The 12,259-nt window shown below is 36.0% G+C and carries 17 protein-coding genes and 1 pseudogene; 8 read left to right on the forward strand and 10 right to left on the reverse strand.

The features are described from left to right. Positions 1-102 precede the first annotated feature (102 nt). From HEQ19_00970 to HEQ19_01005, 8 genes and pseudogenes are all read left to right on the forward strand, one after another. On the forward strand, positions 103-1,569 hold the full coding sequence (locus HEQ19_00970) for an oligosaccharide flippase family protein (GenBank protein WYL98307.1): 1,467 nt from the start codon (positions 103-105) through the stop codon (positions 1,567-1,569). Between the two features lie 72 nt (positions 1,570-1,641). Beyond that, complete coding sequence (locus tag HEQ19_00975) at positions 1,642-2,445, forward strand: DUF268 domain-containing protein (GenBank protein WYM03184.2); 804 nt, start codon at positions 1,642-1,644, stop codon at positions 2,443-2,445. Between the two features lie 160 nt (positions 2,446-2,605). Beyond that, positions 2,606-3,403 (forward strand): FkbM family methyltransferase, encoded by a 798-nt coding sequence (locus HEQ19_00980; GenBank protein WYL98308.1) that lies wholly within the window; start codon positions 2,606-2,608, stop codon positions 3,401-3,403. 192 nt (positions 3,404-3,595) lie between these two features. Next, positions 3,596-3,859: a hypothetical protein gene (locus HEQ19_00985; protein ID WYL98309.1), complete on the forward strand. Its 264-nt coding sequence runs from the start codon at positions 3,596-3,598 to the stop codon at positions 3,857-3,859. Between the two features lie 120 nt (positions 3,860-3,979). Beyond that, a complete protein-coding gene (locus HEQ19_00990; protein WYL98310.1) occupies positions 3,980-5,212 on the forward strand; it encodes a hypothetical protein in 1,233 nt (410 codons plus the stop codon). A 205-nt stretch (positions 5,213-5,417) separates the two neighbouring features. Further along, on the forward strand, positions 5,418-6,209 hold the full coding sequence (locus HEQ19_00995; GenBank protein ID WYL98311.1) for a hypothetical protein: 792 nt from the start codon (positions 5,418-5,420) through the stop codon (positions 6,207-6,209). Positions 6,210-6,314: 105 nt separating this feature from the next. After that, on the forward strand, positions 6,315-7,433 hold the full coding sequence (locus HEQ19_01000; GenBank protein ID WYL98312.1) for a glycosyltransferase family 2 protein: 1,119 nt from the start codon (positions 6,315-6,317) through the stop codon (positions 7,431-7,433). A gap of 31 nt (positions 7,434-7,464) precedes the next feature. Continuing rightward, positions 7,465-7,641, forward strand: a pseudogene (locus HEQ19_01005) (GDP-mannose 4,6-dehydratase). Here the strand turns inward: HEQ19_01005 and HEQ19_01010 are convergent. The 10 genes from HEQ19_01010 to HEQ19_01055 form a co-directional block, all read right to left on the reverse strand. After that, entirely contained in the window at positions 7,595-7,837 is a 243-nt protein-coding gene (locus tag HEQ19_01010; GenBank protein WYL98313.1) for a type II toxin-antitoxin system Phd/YefM family antitoxin, read from the reverse strand. The pseudogene HEQ19_01005 and the gene HEQ19_01010 sit on opposite strands and share 47 nt — an antisense overlap. A 109-nt stretch (positions 7,838-7,946) precedes the next feature. Continuing rightward, positions 7,947-8,117: a hypothetical protein gene (locus tag HEQ19_01015; protein ID WYL98314.1), complete on the reverse strand. Its 171-nt coding sequence runs from the start codon at positions 8,115-8,117 to the stop codon at positions 7,947-7,949. Further along, positions 8,110-8,553, reverse strand: a complete 444-nt coding sequence (locus HEQ19_01020; GenBank protein ID WYM03185.2) for a hypothetical protein — start codon at positions 8,551-8,553, stop codon at positions 8,110-8,112. Before HEQ19_01020 ends, HEQ19_01015 begins: the two co-directional genes overlap by 8 nt. 2 nt (positions 8,554-8,555) lie before the next feature. Then, complete coding sequence (locus HEQ19_01025; GenBank protein ID WYL98315.1) at positions 8,556-9,002, reverse strand: HNH endonuclease; 447 nt, start codon at positions 9,000-9,002, stop codon at positions 8,556-8,558. Between the two features lie 2 nt (positions 9,003-9,004). Continuing rightward, positions 9,005-9,223, reverse strand: coding sequence for a hypothetical protein (locus HEQ19_01030; protein WYM03186.2), 219 nt, complete (start codon positions 9,221-9,223; stop codon positions 9,005-9,007). Positions 9,224-9,365: 142 nt separating this feature from the next. After that, entirely contained in the window at positions 9,366-9,536 is a 171-nt protein-coding gene (locus HEQ19_01035) for a hypothetical protein (protein WYL98316.1), read from the reverse strand. Beyond that, the gene (locus HEQ19_01040) at positions 9,529-10,509 is read right to left on the reverse strand and encodes a cytosolic protein (protein ID WYL98317.1); all 981 of its coding nucleotides are present in this window, start codon (positions 10,507-10,509) and stop codon (positions 9,529-9,531) included. Before HEQ19_01040 ends, HEQ19_01035 begins: the two co-directional genes overlap by 8 nt. 375 nt (positions 10,510-10,884) lie before the next feature. Beyond that, positions 10,885-11,232: a DUF5615 family PIN-like protein gene (locus HEQ19_01045; protein WYL98318.1), complete on the reverse strand. Its 348-nt coding sequence runs from the start codon at positions 11,230-11,232 to the stop codon at positions 10,885-10,887. After that, the gene (locus HEQ19_01050) at positions 11,232-11,546 is read right to left on the reverse strand and encodes a DUF433 domain-containing protein (GenBank protein ID WYL98319.1); all 315 of its coding nucleotides are present in this window, start codon (positions 11,544-11,546) and stop codon (positions 11,232-11,234) included. The genes HEQ19_01045 and HEQ19_01050 overlap by 1 nt, the downstream gene beginning before the upstream one ends. A gap of 299 nt (positions 11,547-11,845) precedes the next feature. Continuing rightward, the gene (locus HEQ19_01055) at positions 11,846-12,247 is read right to left on the reverse strand and encodes a hypothetical protein (protein WYM03187.2); all 402 of its coding nucleotides are present in this window, start codon (positions 12,245-12,247) and stop codon (positions 11,846-11,848) included. Positions 12,248-12,259 lie beyond the last annotated feature (12 nt).

Genomic DNA, 12,259 nt, shown 5'->3' on the forward strand with positions numbered 1-12,259 from the left:
ACGGTTGGTTATCACATAGTTGCAACTAAAATGTGAGATAGTTCATCCAGGAAATAACTTATTCTCAATAAATTTATTGTTTAGCAACACTAAATTACTAAATTGAAAAACAGTTTTTTAAAGAATGGATTCTACAATGCTGCTGGTGGAATTATCCGAATTGGATTAGCTTTACTCACAATTCCCTTACTGATTCGCCTGATTGGCGTTGAAGAATACGGGTTGTGGACACTGGCTTCTACCGTAATCTTAATTGTTGCTTTAGCTGAGGCTGGTCTTGCTACAGCAACTACCGTGTTTGTCTCTCAGGACTTAGGAAAGGAGGATGTTGATGGATTATCGCAGACTTTAACTGTAACCTTTGGGGCTATGCTGATACTAGCTACCCTCGGAGCGATCGCTCTTTGGTTTGGTGCTGAGGGTATTGTTGATTTGTTCCCTAAACTAGGAAAAACACAACAGTTAGCAGCCATACAAGCTTTACAACTTGGTGGCTTGGTAGTCTGGGCAAAATTATTGCAACAGGTTTTAATCGGTGTGGAGCAAGCTTATCAGCGTTATAGCTTGCTGAATATTTTGAATACGATGCAATGGGTTTTGCTGAGTTTGGGACTGTTTGGGGTAGCTTGGTTTGGTGGTCGGACGGTCGCACTCATGCAGTGGCAAGCTTTAACAAGTGTAGTAACATTGTTAAGTCATATTTGGGTAGTGCGATCGCTTGTTCAGGGTGTACGCCTACGACTCATTTGGAAAACCGAAAAGGGGCTAGCAATTGCAAACTATAGCCTAATAATATGGTTGATATCTTTAGGGACTGCTTTGTTCAGTAGAGGTGATCGCCTGATTGTTGGTTATTTGCTAGGTTCTGAAACCCTCGGAGTATACGCTGGAATTACTGATGCAACAGCAGCAATTAACTCATTCTCAGCATTGCCTGTTCAGCCCCTTGTTCCAGTTCTTAGCAATCATTCAGCAAAGCATAATATCAGTAATCCAGAGTTAGCAAAAAAGGTAAAACAGGCTTTTGAAGTGAATGGACTTTTTGCCTTAGGTTCTGCTGCTTGGCTGTTTATGTTTGCACCATTAGTTATGCATCTAATGTTTGCAGATGCAGCTACTGACAACAGTATAGTTGGTTTTAGAGTGGCAACAGTCATTTATGGACTTTTTTCACTGAATACTGTAGGATTCTTTATCCTTATCAGTGTTGCTGCCAAGTTGGTGATGAGCATTCAGTTGATGAGTGGGTGTTTTTCATTGATATTAATTGCCATTGGGGCAAGCAAATTTGGATTGTTGGGTGCCATTACAGGTAATATTGGTTTTCTTGTAACTTGGCTAATGATTTTTTCAGGTCTTGATCTGTTAAAGTTACCTAAATGGTTATGGCTAAAATCTTTAATATTTCCATTAATTTGGTTTACAATGTGTATATTAATTGGCTTATTAATTTCTCAAATTGAATTTATAGTCATTATTTCTACAATCCAAATGATAATTCTAATTGGCTGGTTTTTAAGTATTTATAAACAAAATTTTAGGGTAATGCTAAATAAAATTGGTTTTTAGCAACCCGCCAATAAAATCAAAATAATTGTATTAGTATTCATTGTAAAAATAAACAAAAAAATGGATAAAATTATGACCCAATCATCAATAATATTTGGAATGCGTTATACCCTTAAGACTGTCTATCATGTTATTTCTGAATTAGGATTCAATCCTCTCAATACAATTTCATTTCTGAGAGGTATCCCTATTTATGTTTATCAATTCATAAAATTTTATTTAGAAAGTCAAAAGTCCGATCAAAGTCTTCGTATCGGAAATCCGTTTCCATGTATGATAGACAGATATGAAGGGGCAGGTCATATCACTAAACATTATTTTCATCAAGATTTATGGGCTGCACGCAAAGTTTATCAGAATAATCCCGAACATCACATAGATGTTGGCTCAAGAATTGATGGTTTTGTTGCCCATGTACTAACTTTTCGTGATATTGAAATCCTTGATGTTAGACCTATGGCTTCAAATGTTTCTGGTATGACCTTTCGTCAAGCTGATTTGATGCAATCAGAAAGCGTACCAGCCAACATCTGTGATTCTCTTTCTTGTCTACATGCATTAGAACATTTTGGACTGGGACGATATGGAGATCCAATTGATTCAGAAGGTCATATTAAAGGTTTACATTCTTTAACAAAGTTGTTAAAACCAGGTGGAAAGTTATTACTATCAGTTCCCATTGGTTTTGAGAGAGTTGAATTTAATGGACATCGTGTATTTTCAGTTGAAACTATCCTTTCACTGACCAAGGAAAATTATGACTTAATTTCATTTTCTTACATTGATGATGGAGATAATTTTTACGAAAATTATGATACAGAGAAAGTTCCAGATATGATTTACGGCTGTGGTCTATTTGAGTTTAAAAAAAACTAAATTTCGTCAATAGCAAAAGCTAACAAACTTTTACACTATTTGGTATTGGCGACAAATGAAAAAATTATTTATGCAGGTAGTTAAAAAAATATGCGAGTAAGTTCGGATTACCAGTTTTCTGTGGATAGTAGACATTGTGTATTTTAAATGGAGTATTACTATGAAGAATTTGATCAGGCGTTATTTATTTGCTATTTTAGCAACCACTCAATTTCACCCCCTATTTAAATGTTTATATAGACTTTCTGTTTGGGGTATGAACATCGGTTTAGGTGGGGGGGTTGAAGATAGCGGAGAAAAATATGTATTGAGTAAATTTGCAAAAACTATAGGTGCAAATAAGATTCCTGTAATATTTGATGTTGGTAGTAATCAAGGTCAATTTGCCTGTGCTGCATATCAAATTCTTGGCAAACAAGTTAGAATGCATTGTTTTGAACCATCACGAATCACATTCAATACTTTGGAAAAAAATCTAGATGGATACTCAAACATTCAATTGCACAACTTCGGATTGGGAGATTCTGATGAGGAAGTTACTCTATATGCAGAAGAGGAATTATCAGGTTGTGCTTCACTATATGACCGTCAACATTTTGGTGGATCGGGAATGAGGCTAACAGAGACAATCAGACTCAAAGCTCTAGATGACTTCTGTGCCAAAAACGGTATTGAGCATATTGACTATCTTAAGTTAGATGTTGAGGGGCATGAATTAAATGTCTTAAAAGGAGCAACACAGATGCTGTCTTCAGGTGCAATAGATTGGATTCAATTCGAGTTTGGTGGCTGTAATATAGATTCACGGACATATTTTCGAGATTTCTTCGATTTTTTGAGCCTTCATTACCATATATTTCTCTTGTTGAGAAATGGACTCTATCCTATTAAGAAATATCACGAAACATTAGAGATATTTACAACAACTAACTTTATAGCCATATCGAAAACTTTATAGCGGAAGAGTTTGGTTTTGCGACAAAACTTTACATTTTAATCTTTGTGAAGCTGGACGGGTGTTATCGCTTTTTTATTTCTTACAGGAGTTGTGTTTCGTATGCCATAATCAATATTTTTTTGCAAATCAATTGTAAGTCGTAATTCATCTTCTTAATTATGAAATTTCAGAAATTTGGTGAGGGGTCATCAAGTGACTATACCAATTTTAATTGTTTCCTGTGATGCATATCAAGATGTCTGGCATCCGTTTTTTCATTGCTTTTTCAAAAATTGGACAGACTGTCCTTATCCAATTCATTTAGTATCAAATACACTCAAATATATAGATTCACGGGTATCGCCTCTATTAATTGGTCATGATATGGACTACAGTTCTAACCTGATCACAGATCTAAACCAGATGATCTATGGCTGTGGTCTATTTGAGTTTAAAAAAACTAAATTTCGTCAATAGCAAAAGCTAACAAAAGCTAATTTTATTAAAATGATAAAAAATCCAGGAAAAACAATATACAATTTGTGGTAATTAAAAATTAAATTAGACTGATTAATATTATATGGAGATTATTTTACGGTGAAATTATCAAACAATGTCCCACTAAAGGCTAAAATTAATGCTATCAACAGAGAAGACATTATCTGGTATGTACTTTTATTAATTCTTCTCATCTTGACATTAATTACTCAATCTTTAGCGAAAAATAGTGTTCTTGAAATATCAAATTTTTATATTCCTGATAGTTATACTTATGAACTGAGAATTTTAACAAATAAAGATAGTGAAGATTTTTTAGCTCAAACATATAATATACTTAATCAATTTTTATATAGTTTAAGTTCTCAAAGTTTTTTTATTTTCAATGCCTCCTTATTATTTATATCGTTGAATCTATGCCGAAGTGTATTTCAATACATATCACCTAAAGCAGTTAATTATGCAAGACTAGCTATAGTAGGAAACCCATACTTATTAATTGGTGCAGTTGGACCTAACAAGGAAACTATACTTATTTTCGTGTGTCTAATTTTTTGGAAATTTTTCTTTGTACTAAATGGGCAAATTAGAACTATAGTTTTGGTTATTATAGGATTAATACCTCTATTTATTCGTCCAGTAGTTTCTTTTCCTTTATATCTAAGCCTTGTTATATATAAATTAATACAAAAAAAAATCAATAAGCCTAGAATTCTACTATTATTATTTCTAGGATCATTTTTTTTATTTAATTCAACCCCGTTTGGTAATTCAGTAATTTCAGGCTTACAGGATGATGACGTTATATCATTTTCAACCTCTAGAATTTATGATATTGCTTTACAACTTAATAGTTATAGTCGGGATGTAATCCTACAATATCCAGCATTTCTTGCAAAATCAGCAATAATTTTATTTGCGCCAATTATAAGACCATTGAGAATTTTGGAATCACCACTACCTTTACTTGATATTGGATATACAATTATTGCCTTATTGTTATTTCCGTTTAATCTATCTTTAGTGCTTGTTTTTTTATTTGGAGATAAATTAACAAAAAGAAATTTTTCTAGCTACGAATCAGTAATATTTTTCTTCACAGTATGCTCTATATTAATAGTAATTCTAAATTCAATTTTAACCTTCCGGTATATTTTTCCTTTTAGTCCATTTATATTTTCTTTGTTTGGAGTGCAAACATCTCAAACAAGAAAGTATATTTTATATTTAACAGGCATTATTACTTTATTAAGTATATGGTTTTCAATTTTATATCCTTCTAATGATCCAATCATCGATGAAGTTATACCTGAATTTTTAGAATGGTTATAGGCATAAATTTTTTAAATTAAGCTATTACTCAAGTAAATATGCGATTTTTAATCATGAAGATATCCAAAGTACAGAATTAACCTTAAAAATTCCATTCTATTATACAGGTGATAACCCTAAGGAATATTATGTGACAAATCGAATTATCTAACAGTAGTCATGCAATATCAAAAGTGAATTTCCAAAAATATTCGGACTAATTTAAATGAGTATACCTATTTTAGTTGTATCATGCGATAAGTATCAGGATGTGTGGCATCCCTTTTTTCATTGCTTTTTCAAAAATTGGCCAGACTGTCCATACCCAGTTTACTTAGTATCCAATACACTCAAATATCCAGATAATCGAGTATCATCTGTGCTAATTAATCCTGATATGGACTACAGTTCTAACCTGATCAAAGCTCTAAACCAGATTCCACAAGAATGGGTTATTTTTTGGGTTGAGGATCGTCCTCCTGCGGTTCCTGTAGATACTGCTCGATTAGTAAAGCTAATTCAGTTAGCTCAGTCCAAAAATGCAGGGTATTTGAAGCTAATTCCTTGTAGCCCTCCAGCTTTGGTAAATGAAGCAGAAGAAATAGGAGAACTTCCTAAAGGCTCTTGTTACCGTATTTCTATGACAGTTGCTTTATGGAAGAAAGAAACTCTGCTGAAAATTCTAAAAGCTGGTGAAACAGCATGGGATATTGAGAAACGAGGAGGGATACAGCGAGCTAATGAAATAGATGATAGGTTTTATGCTTTACCTATTAGAGTTTTCTCACATCCTCCACTTCTAGATATACATTTAATTTCTAAAGGTAAACTTATGTGGAGAGGAATAAAACTTCTGAAGAATGAAAATGTCTTTCATTTTTTAGAAAATCGTCCTAGAGCATCACTCTGGAAAAACATATACTTTGAGTGTTACGATTTAGTTTGGAATGCATACTTTTACATGATTTGGTATTGGCGACAAATGAAAAAATATTTTAATATAAAAATACTACAATAATAATTTAATTTCACTCTTGGGAGTATGTAATAGCTAATTAACTTCAATGCAGAGGCTTTATGCATGAAAAAATTCGATATTTATCTGAGCTAATTCAGCAATATTATGAATAATTTACCTACAACTTCTATCGCCATTCCCACATACAACGAATCAACTAACATAGAACGAGTAATCAAAGATTTATTGGCAACAGGATATCAGAATTTAATTGAAATCATAGTCGCTGATGGCGGGAGTACGGATAATACTCAAGATATAGTAAAAAGATTATCTACAGAAGATTCCCGAATCAAACTCATACACAACCCGTTAAAAATTCAATCTGCTGGTCTTAATTTAATTCTACAAGAATGTAAAGGAGAAATTTTTCTCCGAGCCGATGCTCACTCAGATTACGCGCCTGACTATATAGAAAGATGTGTAGAAGCATTACTAGAATCCAATGCTCTTAATGTTGGCGGAGCGCAACGTTTTGCAGCCAAAACGCCATTTCAAGCAGGAATAGCTTTAAGTTCCAAGAGCATTTTAGGTAGTGGTGGCGCAAAATATAGAGATCCAAATTATGACGGTTATGCTGAAACTGTTTATTTAGGGTGTTTTTGGAAAAAGGCTTTACTAGCAGTATCTGGTTATTCTATTGAAGCAACTCCCAATGAAGATGCTGAATTGAACTTAAAATTGAAAGAATATACATTAGAAAATGCAATAAATATTAATCAAGATGACGAATTAAAGCAAAAATTAGTTAATCAAAATTATCAACCAATTTATATTAGTTCCAAAATTCATGTTTGGTACTATCCCAGAAAGACTTGGCAATCTTTGTGGATTCAATATTTCAAATACGGTGGTAGTCGCTACAGAACAACTACTAAGCACTCAATTAAGTCGCAGATTAGAGGTATAATACCATTTCTCGTAATATCTCTGACAATTTTAATGTTGCTTCTTGATTTGTTATTTCCTAGTCTAGGACTACCCATTAAAACATTAGTTTTGTTGGGTCTCTTATTACCATTTGTGGAAAGCTGGCGAATCACCTGGAAGTTCCGTAAAACCTTTAGGGAAGAAATTTGGCGAGGCGATGAAGATAAAATTCCCTCATTTCTGAGTCGCTGGTTTTTCTGCGGAGTCGCCTTATTAACAATGCCAATTGCTCACTCTTCCGGTTACGCCTATCAGTTATTCAGGCATAGAGTTTTAAGAATCAGTGGTTGGTAGATAAAATCCAAATTATTTCAGACATAAGCAAATGACTAAAAAAGCCCTAATCACCGGATTAACTGGCCAAGATGGCTCTTATCTAGCCTAACTCCTCCTAGCCAAAGGCTACCAAGTATTTGGCCTAGTCCGTCGCTCCAGTTCTGGGAACCTGGAACGCATTAATCACCACCCTCAAATGCTGCCAAAATCTCTTCTGGTAAGGGGGCATTAAAATCTTCTGGTACTACAAAACGTCCTCGATCCTGCCCTAAACTATGGCGTCGATTACCACCAGGACGAAACGGTACTAACTTTGCAATCGGAACGCCGCGATTAGAAATAATGATTTCTTCTCCCATTTCTACACGCGACAACAGCCGCGAGAGATTGGTTTTAGCTTGATGGATATTTACACTTTCCATGAACTTAAATAAACTAAGTCAATAAACTAAGTTTATTTTAGAGCATCTTCTGGTAAATAGACCACGTGGTAGGGGCACGGCATTGCCGTGCCCAGGAGAGGATATGTGCTTATTGCATTAAAATTGCTGTAAGTTGAAATAGGCGTAAAATGATCGCCTTGAAGGCGTAGCGATGGCGTAGCCCGCGAATGGCATCGCCTTTTGTTATCTTCCATTGGTAGGCGATGGCGTAGCCCACTTCTGGCATCGCCTTTTTCCAAAACCTACGCAGTTTACTCATTTGCTGACTGATAAATTTGTCGCAACTCTTCGGTCGTATTCGCAGTTTCTATCGCCTCTAAAATTGCTGACAACAAATTAACATCCCCAATCGATTCAATTTCCGGTAACAAACTTTGACCCGATTCGCCAAATTTGAGTTTTAATCCCAAGGATATCCCCTTAATTAATCCTTGTTGAATCCCTTGTTCAATCCCAATCCGCTCAACACTGGTAACATAGCGCATAGTTCTAGCCTCTTCATATTCACGAAATTCTTGCCAAAAATCCTTCTCTAACTCCGATGGTAACGTCAACATCCAATCAATAAATTGGAATAAGTTAATAATATTTTCTCTCTCCAGCCCTTGCTCATACAACCTTCTCACCAAAACCAACTTTTGCTGCTTACGTTCTAGGCGATTATTCCGCGTTGCTAATGCTGCCAAATGTGCCATTACTATTGACGTATATCATCAATAGGTGGATGCCAACCTGCTGTTAACCAAAGTTGACGGGAATTTAGAATAAATCCATCATCATGGTCTTGATCATTAAAATCAAAACGACTGCAAGTTGCACGACCTATAGGAGTTGTTCCAATGATGTTTAACCCATTTTTTGTCCAGATAAAATGCTCTGACCAATTTTGATTTCTCGGATTAAATAATGGAACTTCTGTTTGTGTTTCTGGATCAATCCCATTTGTAAAATTATACCGTCTTTGATTACAACGATGACAAGCTAAAGCCAAATTATTGAGATCGTCTGTTCCTCCTAAAGATTGAGGAATAATGTGATCAATGGTAAAGGGTGTTGCATTTGAGCGTTCTGGCGAGTGACAATATTCACACAAGTATTTTGCCCTTTTACGGACGTTTAAGCGAACAAAATTGTTGATAACCACAATTAAGAAGCAAGTTTAGCATTGATAAAACTGAAGATTTTATCTAATTCCAATAACCCAGCTAATTCTGCTTGTTCATCTGGATTGAGTAAATTTTCTTGATTTTTTTCTAATAGTTCCTCTAAACGAATTTGTAATTCTTCAGTAAAAGAAAAAGGACGAAACTGATCAGAAAGATTAAGTTTTATTCCATTTTGTAGCCAAGATGAAGGCTGTTTCATTAATTCTTTCATGGGGAGCTCAATTAATTGAGGATTTTGGTTATTGTTAAATCTAGAAACTAAGTTTATTTTACAGTATCTTCTTGTAAATAGACCACGTGGTAGGGGCACGGCATTGCCGTGCCCAGGAGAGGATATGTGCTTATTGCATTAAAATTGCTCTAAGTTGAAATAGGCGTAAAATGATCGCCTTCAAGGCGTAGCGATGGCGTAGCCCGCTTCTGGCATCGCCTTTTGTTATCTTCCATTGGTAGGCGATGGCGTAGCCCACTTCTGGCATCGCCTTTTTCCAAAACCTACGCAGTTTACTCATTTGCTGACTGATAAATTTGTCGCAACTCTTCGGTCGTATTCGCAGTTTCTATCGCCTCTAAAATTGCTGACAACAAATTAACATCCCCAATCGATTCAATTTCCGGTAACAAACTTTGACCCGATTCACCAAATTTGAGTTTTAATCCCAAGGATATACCCTTAATTAATCCTTGTCGTAGCTGATTTTGACTTTGTTGAATCCCTTGTTCAATCCCTTGTTCAATCCCAATCCGCTCAACACTGGTAACATAGCGCATAGTTCTAGCCTCCTCATATTCACGAAATTCTTGCCAAAAATCCTTCTCTAACTCCGATGGTAACGTCAACATCCAATCAATAAATTGGAATAAGTTAATAATATTTTCTCTCTCCAGCCCTTGCTCATACAACCTTCTCACCAAAGCCAACTTTTGCTGCTTACGTTCTAGGCGATTATTCCGCGTTGCTAATGCTGCCAAATGTGCCATTACTACTGTAGCAAATGGGTTACGACTTGCCAGCAATTGCGATTGTCTTTGCTGATAGTCTAACAACTTCACTATCGGAAACTGAAAATCCAGCCGACAACCAAACAAATCATAACTAAACCGATTTGGTCGCCAGTTAATTGCCTCATCTCCTAACACTGCTATCGACACTACCGAGCGATTGTATATATCAAATATCCGGTAGTGACAATTATACATCCGCCGAGGGAAATTAGATTCTTCCTGGGCTTGCACCTCTATATGCACCAAAATCCAAGATTCTTCACCAGAACGGCGATAGATTTTCACCAACTTATCAACCACTCGCTTTCCCAGTTCCGCATCGCGAATGACTTGCTGTAACTCCTTATCTAAAAACTCCGGTGGTCGGCTCCAGTCAATTTCTGCATGTGCTTCCGGGAAAAAGAATAACATGAATTCTTCAAAATACAGTTGTAAAATGTCTTTCCAAGGTGAATCAAATTCTGTTTGAGGGTTGGTCATGAAAGTAGATTTTTCTGCTCCTGATTTTCTGATTTATTATCCCAGGAAACAAACACTCAATACAAATAATTTATCGGGTCATGATTGTTATTCACTATCATTCAATACGGTTCAGTTAGAGCCAAAAACCTTGACCCATGTAGGTTGGGTTGAGGAACGTAGACCCGAAGGGGCTTGCCGAAGGCTAACCCAACATTTGGCGGGTTTGTTGGGTTACCCTGCGGGTTCTCCGAAGGAGTACGCAAAGCCTCAACCCAACCTACAATTTTCCTTAACTGAACCGTATTGCGCTATATCGCTTCTAATTAAGTGTTATTTTTGACAATCATCTTCAAGGGACGCAGCTAATTTCATCCTAGCCATAAACCAATACAATTACAAAGGCAAATATAAAACTAAATTCGCTAAATCTTCCTGTTCGCTTGCTTTAGCAATTATTTCTAATTCCCTGATACAATCACCAATAGAGACAGATAATTGAGAAGCATAAATAACACCTAAAAAAGCAATTCCTTCAGCTTGACGGCGATTAGCTTCAATTAAAAAATCCTGGTCTTGTGAAAAAATGACGCGCCCAAGTTCTGTTGCTCGGTCAAGTAAAATTGGATCTGGTGTCCCAGCACGTCCATCTTCTTGCACAGTTAAAATATCAACATTTCGCAGACGCAATCCAATTGTAATTGCTCTACGTACATGCTCATCCATGTATAAAGCAATAGTCACTAGATTAAACCCTGAGCGCGAAGTTTTTTAGCGACAGCAGATTCCCCAGCTTGCTGTCTTAATTGTTCAGCATATTTTTCTCGCTGTTCTATATCCGTATCTAATTCTTCTTGATGATCCCAGTAATAAGCTAAGGCTGAATGAATTTGGCTCATGGTTAAGTAGGGGTGTTGAAAGTGAAGTTCTTCAGGACTCCAACCGTGAGCCAGATAACCTGTAACTAATTCAATGACTTTCATTGTAGTTCCCGCAATGATCGGCACTTGGTGATCATTTATTTCTACATATTTATATTCGGTGGTTGTCAGGTTCATAGTTGATCACAGGAATTTGGTTACTGGACAAGATTCTGGGACAATATGGGCAATTACTTGGTCATTGTCTAGAAACTAAGTTGATTTTAACTTGAAACAGGCGCTCAATTTATCTCTGGGTCAGAGCGATCGCTTTTACTATCAAGGAATAAATAGACCACGCAGTAGGGGCACTGCCTTGCCCAGTGGTGTCAACTTAAGCCACAGATGGCTTATTGCCAGGCTTAGAGGATGTTTGAAAAGTCCTCTTAGGCGATACTCACCTTAGTATCGCCTAAGCATAATCTCAAGTTACTCGTTTACTCATTTGCTGACTGATAAATTTGTCGCAACTCTTCGGTCGTATTCGCAGTTTCTATCGCCTCTAAAATTGCTGACAACAAATTAACATCCCCAATCGATTCAATTTCTGGTAACAAACTTTGACCCGATTCGCCAAATTTGAGTTTTAATCCCAAGGATATCCCCTTAATTAATCCTTGTTGAATCCCTTGTTCAATCCCAATCCGCTCAACACTCGTAACATAGCGCATAGTTCTAGCCTCCTCATATTCACGAAATTCTTGCCAAAAATCCTTCTCTAATTCCGATGGTAACGTCAACATCCAATCAATAAATTGGAATAAGTTAATAATATTTTCTCTAATATGCCCCAAACCCTTACCAAGTTTGTTAGGCGATACTAACGCGAGTATCGCCATTGCATAATCTCA

This window comes from Gloeotrichia echinulata CP02 (assembly GCA_038087035.1).
In the GTDB taxonomy this organism is placed as follows: domain Bacteria; phylum Cyanobacteriota; class Cyanobacteriia; order Cyanobacteriales; family Nostocaceae; genus Gloeotrichia; species Gloeotrichia echinulata.

Bases quoted from the DNA above. Each gene is read 5' to 3' on its own strand.
- HEQ19_00975 (WYM03184.2), top strand. From the start codon at position 1,642: ATGACCCAATCATCAATAATATTTGGAATGCGTTATACCCTTAAGACT.
- HEQ19_00980 (WYL98308.1), top strand. From the start codon at position 2,606: ATGAAGAATTTGATCAGGCGTTATTTATTTGCTATTTTAGCAACCACT.
- HEQ19_00995 (WYL98311.1), top strand. From the start codon at position 5,418: ATGAGTATACCTATTTTAGTTGTATCATGCGATAAGTATCAGGATGTG.
- HEQ19_01000 (WYL98312.1), top strand. From the start codon at position 6,315: ATGAATAATTTACCTACAACTTCTATCGCCATTCCCACATACAACGAA.
- HEQ19_01010 (WYL98313.1), bottom strand. From the start codon at position 7,837: ATGGAAAGTGTAAATATCCATCAAGCTAAAACCAATCTCTCGCGGCTG.
- HEQ19_01015 (WYL98314.1), bottom strand. From the start codon at position 8,117: ATGAGTAAACTGCGTAGGTTTTGGAAAAAGGCGATGCCAGAAGTGGGC.
- HEQ19_01020 (WYM03185.2), bottom strand. From the start codon at position 8,553: ATGGCACATTTGGCAGCATTAGCAACGCGGAATAATCGCCTAGAACGT.
- HEQ19_01030 (WYM03186.2), bottom strand. From the start codon at position 9,223: ATGAAACAGCCTTCATCTTGGCTACAAAATGGAATAAAACTTAATCTT.
- HEQ19_01035 (WYL98316.1), bottom strand. From the start codon at position 9,536: ATGAGTAAACTGCGTAGGTTTTGGAAAAAGGCGATGCCAGAAGTGGGC.
- HEQ19_01040 (WYL98317.1), bottom strand. From the start codon at position 10,509: ATGACCAACCCTCAAACAGAATTTGATTCACCTTGGAAAGACATTTTA.
- HEQ19_01050 (WYL98319.1), bottom strand. From the start codon at position 11,546: ATGAACCTGACAACCACCGAATATAAATATGTAGAAATAAATGATCAC.
- HEQ19_01055 (WYM03187.2), bottom strand. From the start codon at position 12,247: ATGGCGATACTCGCGTTAGTATCGCCTAACAAACTTGGTAAGGGTTTG.